Consider the following 24,985-nt stretch of genomic DNA (forward strand, 5'->3'; position numbering starts at 1 on the left):
GACGGAACCCGGTAGCGTCCGGGAGGGGCAGGCGCGCCCGGCCGGGTGCTGCCCAGGGGAGGGGTGCATGAGCGACTCGGTCGCCGTCGTCTGGGACGACGCGCTGCTCGGCTACACGATGGGTGGTGACCACCCGCTGCACCCGGTCCGGCTGGACCTGACGATGCGGCTGGCCGACGGCCTCGGCCTGCTCGGCAACGACCGCGTCCGGGTGCTGAAGCCGACGCCGGCCGACGAGGAACTGCTGACCCTCGTCCACGACCCGCTGTACCTGGAGGCGGTGCGCCAGGCGCCGGGCAACCCCGACGTGGGCCACGGCCTGGGCACCGCGGACAACCCCATCTTCCCCGACATGTACGGCGCCGCGGCCCTCATCACCGGCGGCACCATGCTCGCCGCCCAGCAGGTGCACAGCGGCGCCGCCCAGCACGCGGTCAACATCTCCGGCGGGCTGCACCACGCGATGCGCGGGAGCGCCTCCGGGTTCTGCGTGTTCAACGACGCCGCCGTGGCCATCGCCTGGCTGCTGGGCAAGGGGTACGAGCGGATCGCCTACGTCGACCTCGACGTCCACCACGGCGACGGCGTCCAGGCCGCGTTCTACGACGACCCCCGGGTGCTCACCGTCAGCATCCACCAGACGCCGCTGACCCTCTTCCCGGGCACCGGCTTCCCGGAGGAGACCGGCGACCCCGACAAGGCCCTGGGCAGCGCGGTCAACCTCGCCCTGCCGAACGGCACCGACGACTCCTCCTGGTTGCGCGCGTTCACCGCCGTCGTCCCCAGCGTCCTGACGGCCTTCCAGCCGCAGATCATTGTGACCCAGTGCGGCTGCGACGCCCACCACGAGGACCCGCTCGCCGACCTGGCGCTGACCGTCGACGGGCAGCGGGCCAGCTACAAGGCGATGCACGAGCTGGCCCACCAGCTCTGCGACGGCCGGTGGATCGCGCTGGGCGGCGGTGGCTACGGCCTGGTGCGCTGCGTCCCCCGGGCGTGGACCCACCTGATCGCCGAGGTCAGCGGCGCCGGGCTGGACCCCGCCACCGAGATCCCCGAATCCTGGCGCGACGACGTCGTCCGCCGGGGGCTGCGGGCCCGCCCGCCCACGCACATGACCGAGGGCGGCTACACCGGCTTCTCCCGCTGGGACAACTTCACCGAGTCGCGGGTCGACCGGGCGATCATGCGCACCCGGCGGGCCAGCTTCCCCTACTTCGGCCTCGACCCGGACGACCCCCGTGACTGAGCCGAACCGCTCCGCGGAGCAGGAGAACCCCGCGCCGCCGCCGGGCTGGGAGGCCGACATCGTCGCCGCCGACGGCGGCACGGTGCACCTGCGGCCGATCTGCCCCGAGGACGCCGACGGGCTGACCGGCCTGATGGACCGCAGCAGCGACCAGACCCGCTACTACCGCTTCTTCGGGCCGATGAAGCGGCTCTCGGACAAGGACCTGCACCGGTTCACCCACGTCGACCACGACCAGCGGGTGGCGTTCGTGGTCCTGCTCGGGGACCAGGTCATCGGGGTCGGCCGCTACGACCGGTACCCCGGCACCGACGATGCCGAGGTCGCCTTCCTGGTCGAGGACGCCCACCAGGGCCGCGGTCTGGGCTCGGTCCTGCTCGAGCACCTCGCCGCGGCCGCCCGGGAGCGGGGGATCAAGCGCTTCGTCGCCGAGGTGCTGGCCCAGAACAGCAAGATGGTCCGGGTCTTCCGCGACGCCGGGTACAAGGCCGAGCGCTCCTACGAGGACGGCGTCGTCCACCTGACCTTCCCGATCGAGCAGACCGAGGACGCCCTCGCCGTCGCCTACGAGCGGGAGCAGCGCAGCGAGTCCCGGTCGATCGCGCGCCTGCTGACGCCCTCGTCGGTGGCCGTGGTCGGTGCCAGCAACGACGTCGGCAAGATCGGCAACGCGGTGCTCCGGCACCTGCTGGACTACGGCTTCGCCGGCCCGGTGTACCCGGTGAACCCGGGGGTCCGGCACGTGCGGGGGGTGCCGGCGTACGCCGACATCGAGTCCATCCCCGACGACGTCGACCTGGCGATCCTCGCGGTGCCCGCCGACGAGGTGGCCGGCGTCGTGGAGGCCTGCCGCCGCAAGCGGGTGCGCGGGCTGGTCGTGATCTCCGGCGGGTTCGGCGAGGCCGGGCCGGAGGGGCGCGCCGCCGAGCGCGAGCTGGTCGCCGCCGCCCGGGCCTCGGGCATGCGGGTGGTCGGGCCCAACTGCCTGGGCGTCGTCAACACCGACCCCGGGGTCTGCCTGAACGCCTCCCTCGCGCCGAAGGTGCCCGGGCGCGGGCGGGTCGGCTTCTTCGCCCAGTCCGGTGCGCTCGGCGTCGCCCTGCTCGAGCGTGCCCGCAGCCGCGGCATCGGGCTGTCGAGTTTCGTGTCCGCCGGCAACCGCGCCGACGTCAGCGGCAACGACCTGCTGCAGTACTGGGCCACCGACCCCGGCACCGAGGTGGTGCTGCTGCACCTGGAGAGCTTCGGCAACCCGCGCAAGTTCGCCCGGCTGGCCCGCACCGTCGGGCGCACGAAGCCCGTGGTCGCGGTCAAGAGCGGCCGGCACGTGGGGATGACCCCGGGCCTGGCCGGCACCTCCGTCGCCGTTCCCGAGCAGTCGGTGGCGGCGCTGTTCGCCTCGGCCGGCGTCATCCGGGTCGAGACCGTCGCCCAGCTGTTCGACGTGGGCACGCTGCTGGCCCACCAGCCGCTGCCCGCCGGCAACCGGGTGGCGATCGTGGGCAACTCGACCGCCATCGGCGTGCTCGTCGCCGACGCCGTCCTCGAGGAGGGGCTGGAGCTGGCGCACGAGGCCCCGGTCGACATCGGCGTCCGCGGTACGCCGGAGGAGTTCCGCGCGGCGCTGCAGGCAGCGGTCGACGACGAGGGCGTGGACGCGGTCGTCGCGGTCTTCCTGCCGCCGCTGATGGCGGGCTCGCACGAGTACGGGCCGGCGCTGCGCGAGGTGTCGGTGCATGCGGGGAAGCCGGTCGTGGCCAGCTTCCTGTCCACCGAGGGCATCCCGCCCGAGCTCGCCGTCTGCGAGGAGGAGGGGATGCCGTCGCGCGGGTCGGTGCCCTCCTTCAGCACGCCGGAACGCGCGGTGATCGCGCTGGCGAAGGTGGCCGAGTACGCCCGGTGGCGGCGCCGGCCGGTCGGTGAGCTGCCGGAGCTGCCCGACGTCGACGAGGCCGCCGCCGAGCGGATCGTGCACGGTGCGCTCGCCGGATCGCCCGAGGGGCGGGAGCTCACCGACGACGAGCTGCTCGGGCTGCTGGCCGCCTACGGCGTGCCACTGCTCGGTACCCGCACGGTCACCGACGCCGAGGCGGCCGTGGCCGCCGCGGAGGCCGTCGGCTACCCGGTGGTGCTGAAGTCGACCGCCCCGTGGCTGCGGCACCGCTCCGATCTCGGCGGCGTGCGGCTGGACCTGCCGGACGCCGACGCGGTGCGCGGCGCCTTCGCCGCTATCCCGTCCGGTGACCCGGTCATCGTGCAGGAGATGGCGGCGCCCGGTGTCGCCACCGTGGTGGAGATCGTCGACGACCCGTCGTTCGGAGCGCTGGTCAGCTTCGGGCTCGGCGGTGTGGCCACCGACCTGCTGGGAGACCGCGCCTACCGGACCCTCCCGCTCACCGACCTGGACGCCGCCGAGCTGGTGCGCTCACCGCGCGCGTTTCCCCTGCTGGACGGCTACCGCGGCTCCGAGCCGGTCGACCTCGCGGCGCTGGAGGACCTGGTGCTTCGCGTGGCCCGGCTGGCCGACGACCTGCCCGAGGTGCTGCGGCTGACGCTGGAGCCGGTCATCGTCGGCCCGGCCGAGCCGTGGCACGGCGGCCGCTCGCTCGTCGTCGCCGGCGGCGCCGCGCTGGTGGGTCCGCCCACCGCCCGCGTCGACCCCGGCCCCCGCAGGATGCGCAGCGCGGTGTGAGATGCACGAGAGCCCGCCTCCCGGGTGGGGGGCGGGCTCTCGTGCCCAGCGGTCACCTCGTCCAGGTGAGCCGCTCTGCGGGCAACGGCGTCCTGGCGCGGGCCGGAGGCTCCCGGCAGGACCTTCGTGGACGCGCTCAGCGCACCTGGGACGGCTCGTGGCCGCGGTGTCGTCCGGAGGACGACAGCGTCATGGCTCAGGCCAGGTAGTCGCGGAGGGCGTCGGCGCGCTGGGGGTCGCGCAGCTTGGCCATCGTCTCGCGCTCGATCTGCCGGACCCGCTCGCGGGAGAGACCGAACTGCTTGCCGATCTGCTCCAGGGTGCGGGGCTGGCCGCCGTCGAGGCCGAACCGGAGCACGACCACGTCGCGCTCCCGGTCCTCCAGCGTGGAGAGGACGGTGCGGACGTCGCCCTTCATCATCTGGAAGGCGACGGCGTCCTCGGCGACCGCGGCGTCGGCGTCCTCGATGAAGTCACCGAGCCGGGACTCCTCGTCGGTGCCCACCGTCTGGTCGAGGCTGACCAGGTCGCGGCTGTACTCCAGCAGTTCGGTGATCCGCTCCTCGGGCAGGTCCAGCTCCAGACCCAGCTCCTCGGCGGTGGGCTCGCGCTCGAGCTCCTGGTGCATCCGCCGGCGGGTGCGCACCACCTTGTTGACCTGCTCGGCCAGGTGGACGGGCAGCCGGATGGTGCGCCCGGAGTCGGCCATGGCCCGGGTGATCGCCTGCCGGATCCACCAGGTGGCGTAGGTGGAGAACTTGAAGCCCTTGGTGTAGTCGAACTTCTCGACCGCGCGGATCAGGCCGACGTTGCCCTCCTGGATGAGGTCCAGGAACGTCATGCCGTGACCGGTGTAGCGCTTGGCCACGGAGACCACGAGCCGGAGGTTGGCCTCCAGCAGGTGCGCCTTGGCGGCCTTCCCGTCGGTGGCGAGGATCTTGTAGTCGCGCTTGCGGGCCGGGGTCAGGCCCTCCTGCTCCGCGAGCAGCCGCGCGGCGTAGAGGCCGGCCTCGATCCGCTTGGCCAGCTCCACCTCCTGCTCCGCGGTCAGCAGAGCGGTCTTGCCGATGGTGTTGAGGTAGACGCGCACCAGGTCGGTGGAGACCAGGCCGCTGGTGTCGGGCTCCCGTCGGGGGGCGCGCACGTCCAGGGTGTCGGTGGGGGAGGACTGCAGCAGCGTCACGATGGGTCTTCGTCCTTGCCTTCGATTCGGATGCGCTCGCCGGCGTCTTCGGGTGGCGGGTCGTCATCCAGGCGTGGAGCGGGGGCCACGGCTACGGGGTCACCGGCCGGTCCCGCTCTTGTCTGTCCGGTGTGGTACGCCCTGCACAACGGCTGCCACGGGGTCCGGTGTTCCGCAATTCGACCGTTCACAGCAAACCGACAGGGAGTGCTTTCGGTCACCTCCGGATACCCGTGCCCCCGGACTCCCAGACATGTCATTTGTGCGACGACTCGGGCGGCTCAGGTCTCCAGGAGGAGCGTCATCGGGCCCTCGTTGACCGACGAGACCTGCATGGCGGCGCCGAACACCCCCGTGGCGACGGTCGCCCCGCGACGGCGCAGCTCCGCGACCACCTCGTCCACCAGCGGCTCCGCCGTCTCACCGGGGGCGGCGTCCTGCCACGACGGGCGCCGGCCCTTGCGGGTGTCGGCGTAGAGGGTGAACTGGCTGACCACCAGGACGGGCAGGCCGAGGTCGGCGGCCGACACCGCACCGCTGTCGCCGGGGAAGATGCGCAGCTCGTGGATCTTCCGCGCCATGGCGCGGGCGCGGTCCCGGTCGTCGTCGCGCCCCACTCCGACCAGTGACAGCAACCCTCGGCCGATCTCGCCGACGACCGCTTCCTCGACCATTACAGCCGCTGTACCGACCCTGCTCACCACTGCACGCACCTGCGCATCCTCCCTGGTCCGCCGCGGGGCGACGGCGCGGGGCCGACAGCGCCGGTCACCCGGCCGCCGGGTCAGCGGCCCGCCGGGGCGGGCACCGTCGATCCGTTCCCGAACCCCTCCTTGCCGACGACCGCCCACCGGCCGTCGGCCTGCAGCACGATGGCCGCCACCGAGTCGAGCGAGCCGAAGCCCTTCTCGCGCGCGGCGGAGTCCAGGTCGGACTCGGAGATCCGGTGCCGCGCGAGCGCGCCGCGCACCGGGGCGCCGTCGTGCCACACCAGGGTGGGGCCGGGATCGACGGCCCGCGCGAACCACGACCAGTGGAACCGCCCGTAAGCGAACACCCACTGCAGGACCACCAGGAGCGCGAAGGTGACCAGCGCCTCCACCAGGGAGACCTCGCTGGCCGTCAGCACCCGGCCGAACGCCGAGCCCAGGGTGACGGTGATGACGAAGTCGAACGGTGTCATCCGGGCCATCGTCCGCGCACCCGAGACGCGCAGCAGCAGCGCGAGGGCGATGTAGCCGAGCGTGCCGATCAGCAGGATGCGCGCGACGGGGTTGTCGTCGTCCCAGAAGAACCGGGTCTGGTTCACGGGGCGACCTCCCGGTGAGGTGCGGGCTGCGGGCCCCGGCGCGGGTACCCGGCGACCCGGGAGGCACACGACCCGGGGGCGCGGAGCCGCCTGGCGAGGACGACGGCCGGGGCGGGTCAGCCCTGCACGGCACGCCGGAGGAGGTCGGAGACGGCCGGGGTGGCGGCGTGCGCGCCGGCGGCGAGGAACGACTGCTGGATGACCTCGTCGACGCGCTCGCGGGACATCATGTCGTTGCCCATGACCGCCTGCTCCGCCGTCCCCGGGGTGAAGACCACCGTCGGGACGCCGTTGGCCCGCAGGGCGGCGACCTCGCGCCCGAGCAGCCGGGCCGAGTGCCGGCGGGCCGCCGCGAAGGGGTCGACGGGCGATCCGGCCGGTCCGCTCATGGGCGAGACGATGATCACCAGGTCCAGGCCCTGGTCCCGGAGGACGGCGGCGTTGGTCGGCGAGTGGACGCCGCCGTCGACGTAGGCGTGCCGGCCGATCTCCACCGGGGCGAAGTAGCCGGGAACCGCGCAGGAGGCGGCGACGGCGAGGTGGACCGGGGCGTCCGGCGTGCCCGGGCGACCGAAGACGACGCGCCGCCCGTCCCGCCGGCGGACCGCGCAGATCCACAGGTCGGGCGGCCACTCCGCCGTCGCCAGCTCGCGCAGCGCACCGAGCTGCGCGACGACGTCGTGCCGGCCGGGCGCGAGCAGGGCCATGCCCGCCGCCAGCGGCCGGAACTGCAGCGGGCGGGTCAGCGCCCGCTGCAGCATGCGCGGGCCGGGCAGGCGCATCGGCCGGAAGAGGTGCAGCAGCCGGAACGGGGCGAGCTCGGGCAGGGGTGCCTCGACGATCTGGCGGTGCACGTCCTCGCCGCCGGACAGCGGCGCCTTCACCGTCCACGCCGCGAGGTCCTCCGCGGAGACACCGAGCCGCAGCAGCGTGCCGGTGATCGATCCGGCCGAGGTGCCCACGATCATGTCGGCGCGCCGGGCGTCGAAGCCGAAGTCGTGCTGCAGGACGGCGAGGACCCCCGAGTGGTACGCCTGACCGACGACGCCCCCTGCGCCCAGCACCACGCCGACCTTGGTCATGACGTCAGTCTGCGGGCCGCTCGGGGAGGTGGTCCAGGCCGAGGGCCCGGTCCAGGAGGCGGTACCGGTAGGCGAGGCTGAGCAGGACGAACCACAGGACGAGCGCCGGCAGCACGGCGAACACGACGGGCTCGACGGCCTCGGTGAGCCCGAAGTAGTCGGTGAAGGCGGGGACGAGCAGCCCGGCGGTGAAGACGGCGACCAGGACGGCGACGAGCACCGCGGGGCGCCGGTCGCCGTCCGGCCGGGTCCAGGAGGCGAAGAACCGGTTCGGCGGTTTGAGGAAGAGGATGAGCAGGAAGGCCGCGAAGGAGACGAAGGTCGACAGCCCGGTCTGGGCGCCGATCGTGGCCGACGCCTCCGCGAACCCGACGTCGTCGGACGACAGCCCGGTGTAGACCTCGAAGTCCGCCAGGACGAACGGCGGGGCGTTGCCGCTGTCGAGGTTGGTGAAGACGTCGGTGTAGAGCCAGGCGTAGACGCCGACGCCGGCGGCCGCCGTGACCAGCGCCGCCGGCACCACGAAACGGCCGACGGTGGCCAGCAGGTGCGGGTCCGGCGGCAGGGGCTTCGCCCACGTGGTCAGGAACAACGTCGGGACGCCGACGGTGAGCAGGGTCAGCCCGACCTGCGCCGGCGAGTACGGGAAGCCCAGGCCGAGCATGGTCACCGCGAGGATCACCAGGCCCTGGGTGGCCACCCGGGCGAGGAACACCTGCATCGAGGTGGCCAGGCCGCTGATGATGCGGCGGCCCTCCTGCCGCGCGGGCACCAGCGCGGCCAGGGAGTCCTCGGTCAGCACGATGTCGGCGACGTCGCGGGTCACCGCGCTGCCGCTGCGCATGGCGACGCCGACCTGGGCCGCCTTGAGCGCCCGGGCGTCGTTCACGCCGTCGCCGATCATGGCGACGTAGCGGCCCTGCCGGCGGAGCGAGGCGACGAGGCGCTCCTTCTGCTCCGGGGCGACGCGGCCGAACACCGATGTCCGCGCCACGAGCGCGTCGAGCTCGGCGTCGGGCAGCGTGGCCAGGGCGGCGCCGGTGGCCGGCTCCCCGCCCGCCAGGCCGGCCTGCCGGGCCAGTGCGGCCACGGTGCGCGGGTCGTCGCCGGAGATCACCTTCACCGCGACGCCGTCGGCGGTGAACCGGGCCAGCGTCTCGCGGACCTCCGGGCGCAGTTCGTCGGCCAGGGCGACCACGGCCAGCGGCTCCAGCGCGGGCAGCCGCGGCCGGCCGGCGTCGTCGCGCAGCGGTGCCCGGGGGTCGGCGGCACGGGCGGCGACGAGGACGCGCAGCCCCCGCGCGGTCCGCTCGCCCACGGTCGCGGTCAGGGGTGCGCCGGACAGCTGCGGGGCCAGGGCGTCCGGCGCACCGAGGACGACGACGCCGTCGTCGGTGCGCAGCGCGCTCCACCGCAGCGACGAGGAGAACGGGATCTCCTCGCGCACCTCCCACGCCTCGCCGGGGAGGGCGGCGGCCAGCGCCGCCGAGGTCAGGTTGGGCGCGGCGGCGCTGCGGGCCATCGACCCGATCAGCCGCCCGACGTCGTCGACACCGCCCACGGGTGTCACCTCGGCCAGGCTCAACCGGCCGGTGGTCAGCGTGCCGGTCTTGTCGGTGCAGACCACGTCGACGTTGCTCATCGACTCGACCGCGTTGACCTGCTGCACGAGCGCCCCGTGGCCGGCGCTCTTCGCCGCCCCCACGGTGTAGGCGACGGCGATCAGGAAGAACAGCCCGTAGGGCACCAGCCCGGACAGCACCGCCGTCGTCTGCACCACGCGGACCAGGGACAGCCCCTCCAGGGCCGCCTGCAGCAGGATGGCCCCGCTCATGAGCACGACCAGGCAGATGACCAGCCGGACGACGAAATTGATGCGGCGCTGCAGCGGAGTGGTGTCGGTGGACGCCTGCTTGGCGTCGGCCGTGAGCCGGCTGGCGTAGCTGGCCGCGCCGACGTCCCGGGCGAGCTGGCGGCCCTCGCCGCCGACGCTGAAGCTGCCCGAGAGCAGGTCGTCGCCGGGCTCCTTCAGCTGGGCGTCCGACTCGCCGGTGAGCAGCGACTCGTCGGCCTCGACCCGCCCGCCCTCGAGCAGTGGACCGTCGACGACGATCTGATCGCCGGGGCGGACGTGCAGCACGTCGCCACGCACCACCTCCTGCGGCGCCACCTCGACGTCCCGGCCGTCGCGGACCACGGTCACCGCGCTGCGGCTGAGCAGCTGGAGCCGGTCGAGCTTGCGCTTGGCCCGGATCTCCTGGACGGCGCTGATCGCGGCGTTGACCAGGCCGAGGCCGACGCTCACCACCGCGTCGTTGACCTGGCCGAGCGCCAGCAGCGCGACCCCGATGCCGAACAGGATCAGGTTGAAGAACGAGAACACGTTGGTGCGCAGGATCTGCGCGTAGCTGCGCGCCGACCGGCTGACGGCGGCGTTGCCCTCACCGCGCCGGCGGCGGGCCTCGGCCTCGCGCTGGGACAGCCCGCCGGGCCGGACGGCGAGCGCGCCGTCCGCCTCGGTCGCCCGCACGTCCATGTCGCCCGCTTCCTGCCGTCGCTCCCGCGCCTGCACCGGCAGGCCGTGCCGCGCGGCCCGGAGGCGCTCGCGGTGGCCCGGACCAGCCCGCCGTTCCTGGGAAGTCTCTCCCGCCGCGGCCGCGGTCGCCGCGCACGGGGCTGCCCACCGCGTGCCCCGGTCCTCCGGTGCCACGCAGTAGCCTCGATCCGGTGCGAGGGGGTGGCATGCCGGGTCGACGGCTGTGGGTCCTGCTCGTGCTGGGCGCCTTCTTCTCGGTGCACGGCCTGCAGTGCCTGGCCGACGACGGCGCGTCCGGCCACGGCGTCTCGCACGCGGCCGCGGCGTCATCGTCGGGGCACGCCCCCACCCCGACCCCCTCGGCTGCCGGAACGGTTGCCACCACCCCCGCCGCAGGGCACGCGAAGCCCGAGGTCGCCGCCGCGGCCGGGGCCGCGCACCTCCTCGTCCTCCACCTCCCGGCGCACGGCGCCCAGGTGGCGGCCGCCTGCCTGGCCGTCCTGCTCGCGGGGGCGGCCGCCCTCGGTGCGGTCGCACTGCGCCGCTGGCCGACGACGGCCCGGGCCGTCCGCGGATCGCCGCCCGCGTCCCGGTGGTCCACCGGGAGGACGCCGCCGCCGCGCCCTCCCGACCTCTCCGCGCTCTGCCTCCTGCGCATCTAGGCCGGACGCCGCGCCCGGGCAGCTCCGGCTGTCCCGGGTCCCGTCCGCATGCCTGCACCCGCATCCCAGGAGACCAGCGTGACCCGTACCAGCACCCGACTCGTCCGCTTCGCCGGTGGCCTCGCCGCCGCCGTCGTCGCCCTCACCGGCTGTTCGACCGCCGCCGAGACCCCGGCCGCCGGCAGCGGCACCACCGAGAACGCCGCCGATCCGACGGCGGACGTCGACGACGCCGACGTGGCCTTCGCGCAGGAGATGATCCCGCACCACGAGGGGGCGCTCATGATGGCCGACGTCGCCGTCGAGCGCGCCGCCGATCCACGGGTCGTGCGGCTCGCCGAGCGCATCGCGGCCGGCCAGGAGCCCGAGATCGACCTGATGACCGGCTGGCTCGACGACTGGGGCCAGCCGGTCGAGGAGGGGGGCGGCCACAGAGGCGGCGCGGATCACGGCATGGGCGCCGACCACGGGATGAGCGGCATGGACATGGGGGAGATGCCGGCCTCCGGCGCGGCGTTCGACCGCAGGTGGCTCGAGGCCATGATCGAGCACCACGAGGGCGCCGTCGAGATGGCGCGGACGGAGATCGACGAGGGCCGCGACGCCGAGGCGATCGAGCTGGCTCGGACGATCGGCGAGACCCAGCGGCAGGAGATCGAGGAGATGCGGCAGCTGCTCACCGAGCTCGGCTGATGCCCGGGCCGGGGCGCGGCGCCGACCGGCTGCCGCGCCCCGGCCGCTCGACCCGACCCCCCCGCCGGCGGCGACCGTCCCGGCGCGTACCGCCCCGCCGCACCCGCGTACCAGGAGCCCACCCGTGACCACCCGTTCGCAGACCGCCCCCGTCCCCGGCTCCCGGGTCCGGCGCAGGGCGTCGGCCGTCGTCCTGCCCGCCGCCCTGCTGGTCGGCTGCACCGCAGCACCCCCGGAGCCGGAGCCGGGAGCCGCACCCTCGTCGGCGCCCGCCGCGCTGGCGGCCGGGCACGTGCACGGGGTCGGGGTGGACCCGGCCGACGGCGCGCTCCTCGTCGCGACGCACGACGGCCTGCTCCGGCTGCCCGCCGGCGGGGACCCCGCGCCGGTCGGTCCGGTCATGGACCTCATGGGGTTCACCGTGGCCGGGCCCGGGCACTTCCTCGCCTCCGGCCACCCTGGTCCGGACGTCGACCTGCCCGAGCCCATGGGGCTGATCGAGTCGACCGACGGCGGGCGGACGTGGAGCCCGGTGTCCCGGCAGGGCGAGTCGGACTTCCACGCGCTCACCGCCGGCGGGGCCGGCGTGCTCGGCTACGACGGCACGCTGGTCCGCAGCAGCGACGGCAGCACCTGGGAGCAGCTGCCCATCCCGGCCGAGCCGCACACGCTCACGGCGTCCCCGGACGGGCAGCCGGCGCTCGCCACGACCGCCCGGGGCCTGCTCCGCTCCACCGACGCCGGCCGGACCTGGTCGGCGGTGGACGGCGCTCCGCTCCTGCAGGTCGTGGACTGGGCCGACGCGGGCACCGACGTCGCCGGCGTGGACCCGTCCGGCGTCCTCTGGACCAGCAGCGACGGCGGGAGCACCTGGCACGAGGGCCCCGGGCTGGGTTCCGCCCCGCAGGCGGTGACGCTGGCGGGCACCGGGGACGGCGTCTCCCGGATCGTCGTGGCCACCGCCACGGCCCTGGTCGAGTCCGTCGACGGGGGGCGGACGTTCGACGTCGTGGCGGAGTGGTGACCGGTGCTGCGCCGCCAGGTCACCCGCCCAGCAGCGCGATCGCCGCGAAGTGGCAGGTCGCGGCGGCGCAGACGAGGGCGTGGAAGACCTCGTGGTAGCCGAACACCGCGGGGTAGGGGTCGGGCCGGCGGCGGTGGAACGCGACGGCACCGGTGACGTAGAGGAGGCCGCCGGCGAGGACCAGGACGGCGGGGGCGGCACCGACGGAGGTCCACAGGGCGGGCAGCGGGAGCGCGCTGACGGCCCCGAGCCCGAGGAAGAGCCCGCCGACGAGCTTCTCGGGTGCCTGCATGCGCGCCATGTGCGCACCGATCGAGAGAGCGGTGAGGGCCCACAGGACGGCCAGGCCGACCAGCCCGGTCGTGCCGGGCAGGGCGAGCAGGAAGACCGGGGAGGCGGTCCCGGCGATCAGCAGGGAGATCATCACGTGGTCGGCCCGCTGCAGCACGCGGCCGGCGGCCGGCCTCCAGTTCCCCCGGTGGTACAGGGCGCTCACCCCGAAGAGCCCGCTGAGAGAGCCCGCGTAGATCGCGACACCGATCAGGTGCGTGGCGCCGTCCGCGGCGACCAGGAGCAGGGGACCGGCGACGAGCGATCCCGCGAACCACACGAGGTGCAGCCAGCCGCGCAGGAGCGGCTTCGGGTAGTGGATGTCCCGCTGGGAGTCGTAGAGCAACGCCGGAGCTGGGACCGTGCGCGACGACGCGCGGCCGGCCATGGGTGCCAGTGTGATGCGGCCGTGGCCGCGCCGCCCGCCGGTGCTGCCCGGGTGAGCAGGTCGGTGGCCCCGGACGTCGTGACACCGGGACCGGCCGCCACGAGGAAGCCGGTCCCGGTGCCGTGAGCGCGCTGACCGCTGCGGGCGGTCAGCGCAGGCGGACCTCGAGATCGATGGTGTCCGTGCCGGGTCGGAGGGTGCCGGTCACCTCGCCGGCCGCCCCCGTGTAGCGACCGGTGCCCCCGGTCACCGCCCACACGAAGCTGGTGGGCCCGACGGCGGGGTCCTCGTCGAACGCGCCTTGGACGGTGAGCGATCCCTCGGGCAGGGTCACCGTGGCGGTGCAGGCGCCGACCAGCCGGCTCTCGCTGAGGGTCACGATGGTGCAGCTGCCGGCGCTGCTTCCCACGGTGCGGCCGTTGCGCTGGACGTCGTCCAGGAACACCTGGGTGTCACCGGCGCTCGGTCCGGGTTCGCCGAGGTCCAGGTCGGTGTTCCGGTCGGGCACGGCCACGGTGGTCAGCCGCAGGGGCTGGTCGGCGGCAGCGGATGGCAGGACGGCCAGCGCCGAAGCGGCACCGGCGGTCAGCGCCGCCGCGGTGAGGGCGGCGCGGCGGGTGGAGCGGGACGGTGTCACGGGGATTCCTCCGGGTGCGGGGTCGGGACGGGGGGGGGGCAGGACGGGATCAGCCGGTGAAGGCCAGCCAGAGCGCGGTGGCGACGACGAGGACGGCGAGGGCACCGCCGGCCGCGGCGGCGGTGGGGAGCCGCCCGGCCCGGCGCCGTGAGTCGAGGGCCAGCCCGGCCGCCCCACCGGCGAGCACCGGCGGCACCCCGGTCCAGAAGACCGCCAGGGTCACCACGCCCAGTACGGCGAGGACCAGTGCGCGACGGGCCGTCCGCTCCGGCGGAACGGCCCGCGCCCGGTCGGTGGCCAGGCCGACGAGGACCACCGCGACGGCGACGAAGGCGGCGATCGACGCGAGCGCGGCCCAGCCGCCGTTGCCCGCGAAGTCGATCCCCCAGTCGCCGGAGCCCGACTTCCACGGGGTCTCGGCGTACTGGCCGACGAGCGTGCAGACGAGCGCGACCCCGGCGCCGGCGGTGGTCCAGCGGTCCGGCATGGGCACGCGCCGGTGGACGGTGGGGGGCGGGGTGGTGGCACTGGCGGTCATGGCGGGTCCTCCCGGATCGGGCCGGCGCCTCGCGGCCGGACGGGGACACCGTGGCCGCCCGGTCCGACCCGCCGGATGGGCCGTACGGCCCGCCGAGCCGGGAGGATCTCCCGGATCGACCGGGACGCGGAGGGCCTTCCCCGGGACGCGCGGCGCCGCACACTGACGCGGTGCGCCCGCGCCTGCTCACCACCGGCGCCGCCGTCGCGGCGGCGCTGCTCTGCGCCGCCGCCCTCGGCCTGACGGTCTGGGTCGACGCCCGCGTCGCCGATCCGCCGGCCTCGACCGTCGGCGGCGTGTACGCCCTCGTGTACGCGGCGACCGGCGTGCTCCTGGTGCACCTGCGCCCGCGCAACGCCATCGGGTGGCTGCTCGTGCTCACCGGCCTGCTCCAGGCGCTGAGCGTCGGCGGCAACGCGTACGGGGGATACGGCGTGGCCGCGGCCCAGCCGGAGTGGCCCCTCGCGCGAGTGGTCGCGCAGAGCACGTCGATGATCTGGATCGCGTCGCTGACGCTCCCGGCCACCGTCCTCGTCGCCCTCTACCCGTCCGGTCGGCTGCCTGCGCGGTGGTGGCGGTGGCCGGTGGCCGCGGTGTCGGCCGGGCTGGCCGTCCTCACCGTGGCCAGCAGCCTGAGCCGGTCCGCCTACGACGACATCGCCCCCGGGACCGCCCCGGTGGACCTGCCGGAGACCTGGTGGGTCCCGGCCGCCCTCGTCGCCGGCGGGGCCGTGCTCTGCGGCACCGCCACCATCTGGGTCGCCACGGTCGTGCGGCTGGTGCGCGCCCGGCCGCCGGAGCGGCAGCAGCTGGCCTGGCTGGTCTGCGTCGTCCTGCCGCTGATGCTGGCGGTCTTCTACCTGCCGGACTCCGCCGGGTGGGTCGCCCTGCCCCTGACCCTCATGGTCCCGGTCGCCATCCTCGTCGGCGTGGTCCGGTACCGGCTGCTCGGCATCGTGCTGAGCCGGGCGCTGGTCTACGCCGGCCTCACCGCCGCCGTCGTCCTCCTGTACCTGGTCGTCGCGACGGTGGCCGCGGCGGCGCTCGGGCGCACCCTCTCCCCGGCGACCGGGGCGGTGGCCGCCGCACTGCTCGCGGTCGCGCTCAGCCCGGCGCGCGCACGGTTGCAGGCGGCGGCCGACCGGTTCGTCTACGGACGGCGCCGTGACCCGGTGACCGCGGTGACCGAGCTCGGCCACCGGGTGGCGACCGCGGACGAGGCCGATCTGCTCCCCGCCGTCCTGGGCACGGTGACCGCGGCGCTGCGTGCACCGGCCGCCCGGGTGCTGCCGCCCCGGGAAGCGGTCGACCCCGGAGGGTCCATCGCCGTGCCGCTGAAGGTGAGCGGTCGGGACGTCGGCACGCTGTGCGTGGCCGAGCGGCAGCCCGGTGAGGCGTTCACCGCCGGGGACCGGCGGTTGCTGGCAGCGCTGGCGCCGCAGGTCGCGGTCGTGGTCCGGGCGCTGGAGCTCACCCGCTCGCTGGAGCGCGAGCGCGACCGGGTGCTGACCGCCACCCACGCCGAGCGGGACCGCATCCGCCGTGACCTGCACGACGGCCTCGGCCCGTCGCTGGCCGGGATCGGCCTGGGGGTGCAGGCGGTCCAGGCGCAGCTGGGCCGGACCGCCGAGCCGTCGACCGGGGGACTGCTGGCCCGGTTGAAGGACGAGGTCGATGCCGCCGTCGGCGAGGTCCGTCGGATCCTCGACGGGCTCCGCCCGGCTCCGCTCGACGATCTCGGTCTCGTGGTGGCGGTCCGCCGGCACGCCGACACGCTCGCCTCCAGGGTGCCGGTGCGGGTGATCGCCGAGCAACTGCCCCAGCTGCCGCCGGAGGTCGAGACGGCGGCCTACCGGATCGCCCAGGAGGCGCTGACCAACGTGGCCCGCCACTCCGGCGCCCGATCGGCCGAGGTGTACGTGCGCGCGCGGCGCGGGTGCCTGGAAGTGACCGTGGTCGACGACGGCACGGGCTTCGCCCCATCCGACGGCTGCCGTGCCGGCGGGGTGGGCCTGGTCTCGATGCGTACCCGTGCCGCGGCCGTGAGGGGCGGGCTCACGGTGACCAGCGGGCCGGGGGGCACGCGCGTCACCGCCGGTCTGCCGCTGGAGGCGGAGCGGTGACCGTGCGCGTGGTGCTGGCCGACGACCACCCGATGTACCGGTTCGGGCTGCGCGCCGTCCTCGACGCCTCGCCCGAGGTCGAGGTGGTCGGGGAGGCAGCCGACGGGGCGGAGCTGCTGGCCGTGGTGGACCGCTGTGCGCCGGACGTCGTCCTGACCGACCTCTCCATGCCGACCCTGTCCGGCACGGCGGCCATCGACGAGCTGACCCGACGGCGCCCGGGCCTGGGCGTCCTCGTGCTCACCATGCACGAGGACGACGGCTCCCTGCTCGGGGCGCTCCGCGCAGGAGCGCGGGGCTACCTGCTCAAGGGCGCGGATCGGGAGGAGATCGTCCGGGCCGTTCTCGCGGTCGCCGGCGGCGACGCCGTCTACGGCGGAGCGGTCGCGCGGCGCGTCGTCGACGCCCTGACCGGGACCGCCTCCACGACCCCGGCCTTCCCCGGGTTGACCGCGCGCGAACGCGAGGTGCTGGAGCTGCTCGCCGCCGGCCTGCCCACCGGTCAGATCGCCCGTCGGCTGGCCCTGTCGGACAAGACGGTGCGCAACCACGTCTCGGCCGTGCTCACCAAGTTGCAGGTCCCGGACCGCGCGACCGCCATCGCCCGCGCCAGGGAGACCGGCATGGGCCGCGCCTAGCCCGTCGCACCGGTGCCGATCGCTGCGCGCGAGGAGCGGTTGACTCCTGCCCCCGGAGGAGACGTTCCCCCCACGGACGGCGTCGCCTGCACCCCTGGGCCGGTGCGGCCGGATCGTGCGGGTGCCGACTCTCCGCATCGCCCAGGACGACGCCGCTGACGAGTTGCTCGGCCGCGACCCGCTCGCCCTGCTCCTGGGCATGCCGCTGGACCAGGACGTGCGTCAACGAAGCAGCTGATCTTTCCCGGCTCGGTGGGGCACGTCCTCGACGCCGCATATGTGACGGCGTAGCCGTACGGCGCCGCGAGGGTCGACACTACGGTCATGGCCACGGCGAAGCCGGCGCTGGACGAGGCGCGGGCGGCCTACCGGCAGGGCGACTGGCCCGCAGCCCGGGAGGCGTTCTCTCGCGCGGCCCAGGACGGACTGATGAGCGCCCCCGAGGACCTGGTCGCGGCGGCGCAGGCCAGCTGGTGGTGTGGACGGGCCGGTGAGTCCGTTCGCCTCGTAGCCCGGGCGCACCGTCAACTGCTGGACGCCGGGCGCCTCGAGGAGGCGGCCTCGGCTGCCTCGGACGTGGCGATGTACCACCTGCTCCTCGGCCAGCTGCCGCTCGGCTCCGGCTGGATGAACCGGGCCAGCCGGCTGCTGCGCGACGTCCCGGAGTCCCCGACGCACGGCTACGTCGCCTTCTACCGCGACGTCGAGTACAACCTGCCGCAGGCCTCGCCCGAGGGGGTGCTGGCCGCCGCCCGCGGCATCGTTGCGCTGTCACGCCGGCAGGCGGACCGGGCGCTGGCGCTGGTCGCCCTCGTCGCCGAGGGGTACGCCCTGGCCGGGACCGGGCGGGTCCCGCAAGGGATGACGCTGCTCGACGACGCGATGGTGGGGCTGGATGCCGAGACCATGTCGCCGGAGTGGTTGGGCAACGCCTTCTGCATGGCCATGGAGGTCGCCGAACGGGTCGGCGACGTCGCCCGGATGCGGCTCTGGCTCGACGACGCCGAGCAGTGGCTGGACTCGTTGCCGGCGGCGGTGCTGTTCACCGGCGCGTGCCGCGTGTACCGGGCCCGGCTCTGGCAGCTGTCCGGTGAGTGGGAACGGGTGGAACCGGCGCTGGACCGGACCTGCCGCGAGCTGCGCGAGTTGTGCCAGGAGACCGTCGGGGCGGCCTGGCTGGTCCGCGGTGAGCTACGGCTGCTCACCGGGGACCGACCCGGGGCCGAGACGGCGTTCGGGGAGGCGCACCGGCGCGGCGCCGACCCGCAGCTCGGTCTGGCGCTGCTGCAGCTGGACCGCGGGGACGTCGCCGCCGCCGGTGCTGCGGTGCGGACGGCGTTGCTGCACGGGGCGGAAGGGCACCTCCACCAGCGGGCCCGGTTGCTGACGGCGGCCATCCGCATCGCCTGCGCCGCGGACGACCTCGCCGAGGCGCAGCGGCGCTCGGAGGAGCTGCGCGAGCTCGGCAGCACCTGGCCGCAGTCCCTCGTCGTCCCGCTGGCGGGCACCGCGGCCGGGGCGGTCGCCCTGGCACGGGGAGCCCCGGCCGAGGCGCTGCCGCCGCTGCGGGCCGCCTGCCACCGGTGGCACGAGCTGGGCACGCCCTATGAGGCCGCGTGCAGCCGGCAGCTGCTCGCCCGGTGCTACCGAGCTCTGGGTGACCGGGCGAGCGCGGAGCTCGAGGAGGACGCGGCGGCGAAGGTGCTCGCCCGGCTGCGCGCCCGTCCCGCATGGCCGGAACTCGGCGGCAGGGCTACCGCACCGACCCCTGCCGGCCTGACCCGGCGGGAGGCTGAGGTCCTGCGCCTCCTCGCGGCGGGATTGCACAACGCCGACATCGCCGCGACCCTGACGATCAGCCGGCGGACGGTGGAGCGGCACCTGTCCAACCTCTACCCCAAGCTCGGCGTCGGCTCCCGGTCCGCCGCCACCCGGTACGCGGTCGAGCACAGCCTGGTCTGACGGGAGTGCGCAGGAACACCCATGCTCTCCGCGCGGATGGGTGTTCGCACCGAAGCATCGCGGTCCGCGCTCGCCCTAGCGTCGGTCGGGCAGCCGAACGACTGCCCGAGCACGGACCCCCCGGAGCGATCATGCCCACCACCCAGATGCAGCAGCGCCCGTTGGACGAGCAGCGGGCGACGGCCTTCGCCGATCGGATGGTCAGCGCCGTCGATGCGGCCAGCCTGGTGCTGCAGTGCAGCATCGGCGACCAACTCGGGCTGTTCGACGTGCTGGCGGAACTGGACGGCGCCACGTCGGAGCACGTCGCACGGGCTGCCGGGATGCAGGAGCGCTACGTGCGCGAATGGCTCGCCGCGCTGACCGTGGCCCACGTCGTCGAGCACGACGCCTCGACCCGCACCTACCGGCTGCCTCCCGAGCACGCCGCCGCGCTCACCCGAGCCGCCGGACCGGACAACCTGGCCCGGCTGTGCCGGTACATCCCGATGCTCGCCGAGGCCGAGCACCTGGTGGTGGAGGCGTTCCGCTCGGGCGGGGGAGTGCCCTACTCGGCGTTCAGCCGGTTCCACGAGGTGATGGCCGAGGACAGCGCCGCCGTCAACGACGCCTCGCTGCTCGCCACCATCCTGCCCCTCGTCCCGGGTCTGCCGGAACGGCTCACCGCCGGCATCGACGTCGCCGACTTCGGCTGCGGCTCCGGCCACGCGGTCAACCTCATGGCCCGGGCCTTCCCGGCGAGCCGCTTCATCGGCTACGACTTCTCACCGGAGGCGATCGGTCGGGCCCGGGCCGAGGCGGTCGACTGGAACCTGCCGAACACCCGCTTCGAGCTGCAGGACGTCGCCGACCTCGACCGTGCCGACGCCTTCGACCTGATCACCGCCTTCGACACCATCCACGACCAGGCGCAGCCGGCGCAGGTGCTGGCCGCCGTCGCCGCGGCGCTGCGGCCGGACGGGGTGTTCCTCATGGTGGACATCACCGGGTCGAGCGAGGTCGCCGACAACGTCGACCTGCCGCTGGCGACGCTCCTCTACACCTGCTCGCTGCTGCACTGCATGCCGGTCTCGTTGGACCTGGGCGGGGTGGGACTGGGCACGATGTGGGGCCGGCAGACCGCGCTGCGCATGCTCGGTGAGGCGGGCTTCGCCGATGTCAGGGTCCGGGAGATCGACACCGACCCGCAGAACGCCTACTACGTCTGCACCCTCGGCTGAGCCTGAAGTCAGGGCATCGCCCCGCGATTGCGTCCGGTGCGGGCCAGGCACGATGAACGCGTGCCCACCCCTTCGCATCGCCCAGGACGACGCCGCCGACGAGCTGCTCGGCCGCGACCCGCTGGCCCTGCCGATCGGGATGCTGCTGGACCAGCACAGGCGTCAACGAAACAGTGGAGCGTGCGGGAAAGGTGACTCCTGAACGCTGCTCGCCGGGACCCCTCGGCAGCCGGTCACCGGGTGGCGGGTGCGCATGGCGCACGGGCATGGAGTGGGTGGCCGCGCGGGCGTCGATGTGCGCGGCCGTCTGCCGGGTCGACGAGGCCGTTGCGTCGGAGAAGTGGACCGACCGTGGTGCTCCTGCGATCAGGTCATGCCGCCGCCGCCGCCGCCGCCGCCGCCGTCGCCGCTGCCGCTGCCGCCCGGGCCCGGGGGAACGACACCGAAGGGGAGGCCTCGCTCCTTGCCGCAGCGGCGGCAGACCTTCTGGTCCGGGCCGTCGTAGCGCTCGTCGGCCGGGTGACGGGATAGCCACGAGTGGAGCCCCAGGTGGCAGCGAAGGGGTTTACCGGTCACCTCCCGAGGCTGTCCGGCGCGTCATGGCTCCCCCAGAGCGGAAGGTCTCTGCGGCCGAGAACCTTCGCCCCTTCCGATCGACCCTGACCCGGGATGACCTGTATCCGCACAGGCAGAAGAGGAGGACGAGGGATGGGCGTGCGACGCAGCGTGCGGTGGGGAATCCGTCGGGGCGGCGGCTGCCGACACGCAGGCCGTCTACGGGACCGACCCCAACGATCTGCCGCCGGAGGACCGGGTGACGAAAACCGCGATAATCGCCCGGGGCCTCGGCAGCGGCGGGGGTGGCGCAGGCGGCATGCAGTAGATGGGTCGGCCGCCGCTCCTGCTCGCGGGTGATTGCCCCGGGATCGCCCTAGGGCACCGTCTTCGGTGTGCCGACTCTCCGCATCGCCCAGGACGACGCCGCCGACGAACTGCTCGGCCGCGACCCGCTCGCGCTGCTCCTCGGCATGCTGCTGGACCAGCGCTTGGGTCGACGAAGCAGTGCAGCGGCCACCCGGGCGCGGTAGGTGGTCGGAAGGGAGGCGTCCGCCCCCGACGAGCCGCGCAGACACCTGGTCGCCCGAGTGTCATGTCAGAGACCGAGGTACCTGGCCAGGGCGACCTCGACCTCCTCGAGTTCGTCGCGATGGAGGACGAAGGCGGGCTCCCCGTCGATGAAGCTCACGTCGATGCTGCGGAGCTGGTCGACGAGGAACCGGGTGGGGACCCCGCCCAACTCGATCTCGGGCCGGAACACCGCCGGCTGCGCCTTCGTCGAGGTCGGGACGATCGTCGCGATGCTCCAGGCCATGTCGGTCGGGCTGAGCACCAGGCCGTAGCGCCGGCCACGCTGCTCGTGACCACGTCGGGCCTCGCCGAGGTCCACCCGATAGACGGCCCCGCGGATCACCAGGCGTCGGTCTCGTCGGACAGGTCCTCGTCGGCCAACCGCTCGGCGTCGGCACGTCCCCGGGCCAGCCATGCCTCACGATCCAGCAGGCGCAGTGCGCGGCGGATGACGTCGGCCGTGCGCTCGTCGTCCCGGATCGCCTCGCGGATGATCCGCTCGTCGTCCTCGGTCGCACGGAATCCGATCGTCCTGGCCACGCCGTGATGTTAGACAAGTGCGCGACGGCTGTACAACAAGTGTCCGGATCTGCCGCGCGCTGCTGGTCCTGACCGGCTCCGGTCTGCCGCGGCCCGCCCAGGGTCAGCCGACGGGATGGCGGACCAGGAACGGGACGAGCACCTCGGCCAGCACGTCGGGGTGCGTGAACGTGACGTCATGCCCGGTGCCGGCGATCGTCACCTGGTCGGCGGCGGGCAGCCACCTGCGGATCAGCCCACCGACGCCGTGGAAGAGCGGGCCGTGGTCGCTCCCGGCGACGTGCAGCACCGGACAGCGCACTCGCGCCGCGGTGGAGTCGTCGCAGTCCCAGGCCAGCAGCGCAGGGATGTCGGCGTCGAGGAAGGTGTGACTGTCGCGCAGCACCTGCGCTGAGCTTCCCGGGACGGCCTCGTCGAGCCGACTGCGCCAATCGGGCCCCGTCGTGGTCGTGAGGAAGTGGTCGGCGGCCGCCGTCGCGCCGCGTGCCCGGCGGTCGGCTAGGAGAGCGGTGTTGGCGGCGCGGAAGGCGGCATCCGCAGGACCGTGCACCGGAGGCGGCTCGACCAGCGTGAGCGTGTGGACCAAGTTGGGGTGGTCGATGGCCAGCTGGAGCGCGACCGCGGCGCTGTAGGACGTGCCGAGAAGGTGAGCTCGTTCGACGGCGAGCGCCGCGAGCAGTTGTGCGCAGTCGGCCGCGTCCCGAGCGACGGAACCGGGCGGCATCGCCGGGCTGCTGCCGGCATAACCGCGCCGGTGGTAGTGGACGACGCCGAACCGCGTCCGCAGTCGCTCGGCCAGCGGCAGGAGTTGATCAGCAGCCAGTGCGGTCGGCACGAGCACGAGGGGTTCGCCGACCCCGAGGACCGCCGCCTCCAGCTCTCCGTCCTGGATGGGAACCCGGGCCATCGAGAGCTCCATGGCGGCAAGGGTGGAACGCAGACCTGGCCGCCGTCCAGACGACAGGGTGGACGGCTCCACTCCCCTCGAACCCCCGTCGGCCGTACGGCGGCACCACGTCGTCGAGATCGGGGGGCGCGACGGTGGCACCGCGTGAGTCGTTCACTACCCGGTAGCCGGTGGGAGCGGCGTCACCGGAGTCGCTGCGAGCACGTCGGCCGGTGATGGCCGAGGGAGGGCGCTGCGGCACCATCGTCAGGGTGCCGACCCTCCGCATCGCCCAGGACGCCGCCGCCGACGAGCTGCTGAGCCGCGACCCGCTCGCGCTGCTGGTCGGGATGCTGCTGGACCAGCAGTTCCCGATGGAGCGGGCCTTCGGTGCCCCACGGCTGCTGGCCGACCGGCTCGGCGTGCAGACGTTGTCCGCCGCGCAGCTGTCCGACATGGACCCCGAGGAGCTGGTCCGCGTCTTCCAGGGGCCGCCGGCCCTGCACCGCTACCCGGGCTCGATGGCCGGCCGGGCGCAGGAGGTGTGCCGCGCCCTGGTGGAGCACTACGACGGGCGGGCCGAGGGGCTGTGGGCCGACGCCCCGGACGGGGCCACGCTGCTGAAGCGGCTGAACGGGCTCCCGGGCTTCGGCGCGCAGAAGTCGAAGATCTTCCTCGCGCTGCTCGGCAAGCAGTACGGCGTCACGCCGCCGGGCTGGCGGGAGGCGGCCGGCGACTACGGCACCGAGGGCTCGCGGCGCTCGGTCGCCGACATCACCGGCCCCGGGTCGCTGGCCGAGGTGCGGGCCTTCAAGCAGGAGCAGAAGCAGGCCGCGAAGGCGGCGAAGCAGGGACCGGGGAGCTGAGTCGGAGAGCACCTGCACGGGCTCCGTCCCGGTGGCACCATGGGGCTGGTCCGGGAGCCGGCGGGGTCACCCTCCGAGTCACCCCGGCCAGCGGAGGGAAGAGTGCCCGTGGCCTCGAGCCAGCAGTTCCAGCGGTCGCGCCGACCGGAGCCGGTGCTGATCACCGAGGCAGCTCCGAGCATGATCGACCAGCAGGCGGCCCGGAAGCGGCGCTACGCGATCACCATGGCCATCCGCAGCGTGGCGCTGATCCTGGCCGCCGTCTTCTACCAGATCGTCTGGCTGATGGTCATCCTCGCGATCCTGGGCACGGTGCTGCCGTGGATCGCCGTGGTCATGGCCAACGACCGGCCGCCCAAGGCCAAGACCCGCCTCAAGGGCGTCGACGCGCGCCCCGACCGCGTCCTGGCGAACCCCGCGCGATCCGGGCGGATCATCGAGGGCTGAACGTCCCGGCCGGCTCCCGCATGTGGTGCCGGCCGATCGGCAGCATCAGCGGCCGGCCCGACGTCGGGTCGACCACGACCCGGCTGTCGAGCCCGAAGACCGCCCGCACGCACTCCTCGGTGAGCACGTCCGCCGGGTCGCCGGCCGCGTGCAGGCGGCCCGCCGCCAGGGCGATCAGGTGGTCGGCGTAGCGCGCGGCCAGGTTGAGGTCGTGCAGCACCATGACGACGGTCGTGCCGCGGGCCCGGTTGAGGTCGGTCAGCAGGTCGAGGACCTCGATCTGGTGGCTGACGTCGAGGAACGTCGTCGGCTCGTCGAGCAGCAGCAGGTCGGTCTGCTGGGCCAGCGCCATGGCGATCCACACCCGCTGGCGCTGCCCGCCCGAGAGTTCGTCGACGGCGCGGTCGGCCAGCCCGGTCGTCTGCGTCGCCTCGAGGGCCGCGGCCACCGCCGCGTCGTCCTCCGGGCGCCAGCGGGTGAAGAGGCCCTGGTGCGGGTGGCGGCCGCGGCCGATGAGATCGGCGACCGTGATGCCCTCCGGCGAGATCGGCGACTGCGGGAGCAGCCCGAGGGTGCGCGCCAGCTCCTTGGCCGGCATCCGGTGCACCGCCTTGCCGTCGAGCAGCACCCGGCCCTCCCGCGGGGCGAGCAGCCGCGACATCGACCGCAGCAGGGTCGACTTGCCGCAGGCGTTCGCCCCGACGATCGCGGTGATCCGGCCGGGTGGCACGACGAGGTCCAGGTGCTCGATGACCGTGCGCTCGCCGTACCCCAGCCGCAGGGCCTCGGCGGCGAGGACGTGGGTGGCGGTCATGGTGTTCTCCGTTCGCTCGCGTGCGGCCTAGCCGCCAG

General features: G+C 74.5%; 25 protein-coding genes. 12 read left to right on the forward strand and 13 right to left on the reverse strand.

The window, feature by feature from the left end:
* The first annotated feature begins 67 nt into the window (after nt 1-67).
* Nucleotides 68-1,249 (forward strand): acetoin utilization protein AcuC, encoded by a 1,182-nt coding sequence (locus O2W17_RS16430; RefSeq protein ID WP_269193515.1) that lies wholly within the window; start codon nt 68-70, stop codon nt 1,247-1,249.
* Entirely contained in the window at nt 1,242-3,941 is a 2,700-nt protein-coding gene (locus O2W17_RS16435; RefSeq protein WP_269193516.1) for a bifunctional acetate--CoA ligase family protein/GNAT family N-acetyltransferase, read from the forward strand. Before O2W17_RS16430 ends, O2W17_RS16435 begins: the two co-directional genes overlap by 8 nt.
* A 196-nt stretch (nt 3,942-4,137) precedes the next feature.
* Here O2W17_RS16435 and sigB read toward each other — a convergent pair whose 3' ends face one another.
* The 5 genes from sigB to O2W17_RS16460 all read right to left on the reverse strand — a co-directional run bounded on the left by sigB (nt 4,138) and on the right by O2W17_RS16460 (nt 10,051).
* Nucleotides 4,138-5,124: an RNA polymerase sigma factor SigB gene (gene sigB, locus O2W17_RS16440; protein WP_269193517.1), complete on the reverse strand. Its 987-nt coding sequence runs from the start codon at nt 5,122-5,124 to the stop codon at nt 4,138-4,140.
* Between the two features lie 281 nt (nt 5,125-5,405).
* Nucleotides 5,406-5,837: a D-aminoacyl-tRNA deacylase gene (gene dtd / locus O2W17_RS16445; protein WP_269193518.1), complete on the reverse strand. Its 432-nt coding sequence runs from the start codon at nt 5,835-5,837 to the stop codon at nt 5,406-5,408.
* A 71-nt stretch (nt 5,838-5,908) separates the two neighbouring features.
* Nucleotides 5,909-6,433 (reverse strand): DUF421 domain-containing protein, encoded by a 525-nt coding sequence (locus tag O2W17_RS16450; protein ID WP_269193519.1) that lies wholly within the window; start codon nt 6,431-6,433, stop codon nt 5,909-5,911.
* Between the two features lie 116 nt (nt 6,434-6,549).
* Nucleotides 6,550-7,515 carry a patatin-like phospholipase family protein gene (locus tag O2W17_RS16455; protein WP_269193520.1) on the reverse strand — a complete coding sequence of 322 codons (966 nt, stop codon included), beginning with the start codon at nt 7,513-7,515 and terminating at the stop codon, nt 6,550-6,552.
* A 4-nt stretch (nt 7,516-7,519) separates the two neighbouring features.
* On the reverse strand, nt 7,520-10,051 hold the full coding sequence (locus tag O2W17_RS16460) for an HAD-IC family P-type ATPase (protein WP_269193521.1): 2,532 nt from the start codon (nt 10,049-10,051) through the stop codon (nt 7,520-7,522).
* A 206-nt stretch (nt 10,052-10,257) separates the two neighbouring features.
* Here O2W17_RS16460 and O2W17_RS16465 point away from each other — a divergent pair, with 206 nt between their 5' ends.
* The 3 genes from O2W17_RS16465 to O2W17_RS16475 all read left to right on the forward strand — a co-directional run bounded on the left by O2W17_RS16465 (nt 10,258) and on the right by O2W17_RS16475 (nt 12,430).
* Nucleotides 10,258-10,713: a hypothetical protein gene (locus O2W17_RS16465; protein ID WP_269193522.1), complete on the forward strand. Its 456-nt coding sequence runs from the start codon at nt 10,258-10,260 to the stop codon at nt 10,711-10,713.
* Nucleotides 10,714-10,791: 78 nt separating this feature from the next.
* Nucleotides 10,792-11,406 carry a DUF305 domain-containing protein gene (locus O2W17_RS16470; protein WP_269193523.1) on the forward strand — a complete coding sequence of 205 codons (615 nt, stop codon included), beginning with the start codon at nt 10,792-10,794 and terminating at the stop codon, nt 11,404-11,406.
* A 124-nt stretch (nt 11,407-11,530) separates the two neighbouring features.
* Nucleotides 11,531-12,430 carry a F510_1955 family glycosylhydrolase gene (locus O2W17_RS16475; RefSeq protein WP_269193524.1) on the forward strand — a complete coding sequence of 300 codons (900 nt, stop codon included), beginning with the start codon at nt 11,531-11,533 and terminating at the stop codon, nt 12,428-12,430.
* A gap of 19 nt (nt 12,431-12,449) precedes the next feature.
* Here O2W17_RS16475 and trhA read toward each other — a convergent pair whose 3' ends face one another.
* From trhA to O2W17_RS16490, 3 genes are all read right to left on the reverse strand, one after another.
* Nucleotides 12,450-13,148, reverse strand: coding sequence for a PAQR family membrane homeostasis protein TrhA (gene trhA, locus O2W17_RS16480; RefSeq protein WP_269193525.1), 699 nt, complete (start codon nt 13,146-13,148; stop codon nt 12,450-12,452).
* A 148-nt stretch (nt 13,149-13,296) separates the two neighbouring features.
* Entirely contained in the window at nt 13,297-13,785 is a 489-nt protein-coding gene (locus tag O2W17_RS16485; protein WP_269193526.1) for an allene oxide cyclase barrel-like domain-containing protein, read from the reverse strand.
* 49 nt (nt 13,786-13,834) lie between these two features.
* Entirely contained in the window at nt 13,835-14,323 is a 489-nt protein-coding gene (locus tag O2W17_RS16490; RefSeq protein WP_269193527.1) for a hypothetical protein, read from the reverse strand.
* 170 nt (nt 14,324-14,493) lie between these two features.
* Between O2W17_RS16490 and O2W17_RS16495 the strand changes: the two genes are divergently transcribed.
* The 4 genes from O2W17_RS16495 (at nt 14,494) to O2W17_RS16510 (ending at nt 20,266) form a co-directional block, all read left to right on the forward strand.
* The gene (locus tag O2W17_RS16495; RefSeq protein ID WP_269193528.1) at nt 14,494-16,446 is read left to right on the forward strand and encodes a histidine kinase; all 1,953 of its coding nucleotides are present in this window, start codon (nt 14,494-14,496) and stop codon (nt 16,444-16,446) included.
* The gene (locus tag O2W17_RS16500) at nt 16,443-17,084 is read left to right on the forward strand and encodes a response regulator transcription factor (protein WP_269193529.1); all 642 of its coding nucleotides are present in this window, start codon (nt 16,443-16,445) and stop codon (nt 17,082-17,084) included. The genes O2W17_RS16495 and O2W17_RS16500 overlap by 4 nt, the downstream gene beginning before the upstream one ends.
* Before the next feature lie 324 nt (nt 17,085-17,408).
* Nucleotides 17,409-19,046 (forward strand): LuxR family transcriptional regulator, encoded by a 1,638-nt coding sequence (locus tag O2W17_RS16505; protein ID WP_269193530.1) that lies wholly within the window; start codon nt 17,409-17,411, stop codon nt 19,044-19,046.
* A 131-nt stretch (nt 19,047-19,177) separates the two neighbouring features.
* On the forward strand, nt 19,178-20,266 hold the full coding sequence (locus tag O2W17_RS16510) for a class I SAM-dependent methyltransferase (RefSeq protein ID WP_269193531.1): 1,089 nt from the start codon (nt 19,178-19,180) through the stop codon (nt 20,264-20,266).
* A gap of 366 nt (nt 20,267-20,632) precedes the next feature.
* On the opposite strand, the gene O2W17_RS16515 is transcribed toward O2W17_RS16510, so the two are convergent.
* Nucleotides 20,633-20,842, reverse strand: coding sequence for a hypothetical protein (locus tag O2W17_RS16515; RefSeq protein ID WP_269193532.1), 210 nt, complete (start codon nt 20,840-20,842; stop codon nt 20,633-20,635).
* Between the two features lie 374 nt (nt 20,843-21,216).
* Between O2W17_RS16515 and O2W17_RS16520 the strand changes: the two genes are divergently transcribed.
* Nucleotides 21,217-21,354 (forward strand): hypothetical protein, encoded by a 138-nt coding sequence (locus O2W17_RS16520; protein ID WP_269193533.1) that lies wholly within the window; start codon nt 21,217-21,219, stop codon nt 21,352-21,354.
* Nucleotides 21,355-21,419: 65 nt separating this feature from the next.
* Here the strand turns inward: O2W17_RS16520 and O2W17_RS16525 are convergent, their stop codons facing one another.
* The 3 genes from O2W17_RS16525 to O2W17_RS16535 all read right to left on the reverse strand — a co-directional run bounded on the left by O2W17_RS16525 (nt 21,420) and on the right by O2W17_RS16535 (nt 22,853).
* Nucleotides 21,420-21,737 carry a type II toxin-antitoxin system PemK/MazF family toxin gene (locus tag O2W17_RS16525; protein WP_269193534.1) on the reverse strand — a complete coding sequence of 106 codons (318 nt, stop codon included), beginning with the start codon at nt 21,735-21,737 and terminating at the stop codon, nt 21,420-21,422.
* Nucleotides 21,734-21,934: a hypothetical protein gene (locus O2W17_RS16530; RefSeq protein ID WP_269193535.1), complete on the reverse strand. Its 201-nt coding sequence runs from the start codon at nt 21,932-21,934 to the stop codon at nt 21,734-21,736. Before O2W17_RS16530 ends, O2W17_RS16525 begins: the two co-directional genes overlap by 4 nt.
* A gap of 103 nt (nt 21,935-22,037) precedes the next feature.
* Nucleotides 22,038-22,853, reverse strand: coding sequence for an alpha/beta fold hydrolase (locus O2W17_RS16535; RefSeq protein WP_269193536.1), 816 nt, complete (start codon nt 22,851-22,853; stop codon nt 22,038-22,040).
* Between the two features lie 239 nt (nt 22,854-23,092).
* On the opposite strand from O2W17_RS16535, the gene O2W17_RS16540 reads away from it, so the two are divergent.
* Together O2W17_RS16540 and O2W17_RS16545 are read left to right on the forward strand one after the other, a co-directional pair.
* Nucleotides 23,093-23,686 (forward strand): HhH-GPD-type base excision DNA repair protein, encoded by a 594-nt coding sequence (locus O2W17_RS16540; RefSeq protein ID WP_269193537.1) that lies wholly within the window; start codon nt 23,093-23,095, stop codon nt 23,684-23,686.
* Nucleotides 23,687-23,794: 108 nt separating this feature from the next.
* Nucleotides 23,795-24,133, forward strand: coding sequence for a DUF3099 domain-containing protein (locus O2W17_RS16545; protein ID WP_269193538.1), 339 nt, complete (start codon nt 23,795-23,797; stop codon nt 24,131-24,133).
* On the opposite strand, the gene O2W17_RS16550 is transcribed toward O2W17_RS16545, so the two are convergent.
* Nucleotides 24,120-24,947: an ABC transporter ATP-binding protein gene (locus tag O2W17_RS16550; protein ID WP_269193539.1), complete on the reverse strand. Its 828-nt coding sequence runs from the start codon at nt 24,945-24,947 to the stop codon at nt 24,120-24,122. The genes O2W17_RS16545 and O2W17_RS16550 overlap by 14 nt on opposite strands.
* Between the last annotated feature and the right edge of the window lie 38 nt (nt 24,948-24,985).

Origin of the sequence: Blastococcus sp. VKM Ac-2987, assembly GCF_026967805.1 — a bacterium.
In the GTDB taxonomy this organism is placed as follows: Bacteria; Actinomycetota; Actinomycetes; order Mycobacteriales; family Geodermatophilaceae; genus Blastococcus.

Bases quoted from the DNA above. Each gene is read 5' to 3' on its own strand.
- O2W17_RS16460 (WP_269193521.1), bottom strand. From the start codon at position 10,051: ATGGACGTGCGGGCGACCGAGGCGGACGGCGCGCTCGCCGTCCGGCCC.
- O2W17_RS16455 (WP_269193520.1), bottom strand. From the start codon at position 7,515: ATGACCAAGGTCGGCGTGGTGCTGGGCGCAGGGGGCGTCGTCGGTCAG.
- O2W17_RS16465 (WP_269193522.1), top strand. From the start codon at position 10,258: ATGCCGGGTCGACGGCTGTGGGTCCTGCTCGTGCTGGGCGCCTTCTTC.
- O2W17_RS16430 (WP_269193515.1), top strand. From the start codon at position 68: ATGAGCGACTCGGTCGCCGTCGTCTGGGACGACGCGCTGCTCGGCTAC.
- O2W17_RS16550 (WP_269193539.1), bottom strand. From the start codon at position 24,947: ATGACCGCCACCCACGTCCTCGCCGCCGAGGCCCTGCGGCTGGGGTAC.
- O2W17_RS16505 (WP_269193530.1), top strand. From the start codon at position 17,409: ATGGCCACGGCGAAGCCGGCGCTGGACGAGGCGCGGGCGGCCTACCGG.
- O2W17_RS16510 (WP_269193531.1), top strand. From the start codon at position 19,178: ATGCCCACCACCCAGATGCAGCAGCGCCCGTTGGACGAGCAGCGGGCG.
- O2W17_RS16490 (WP_269193527.1), bottom strand. From the start codon at position 14,323: ATGACCGCCAGTGCCACCACCCCGCCCCCCACCGTCCACCGGCGCGTG.
- trhA (WP_269193525.1), bottom strand. From the start codon at position 13,148: ATGGCCGGCCGCGCGTCGTCGCGCACGGTCCCAGCTCCGGCGTTGCTC.
- O2W17_RS16535 (WP_269193536.1), bottom strand. From the start codon at position 22,853: ATGGAGCTCTCGATGGCCCGGGTTCCCATCCAGGACGGAGAGCTGGAG.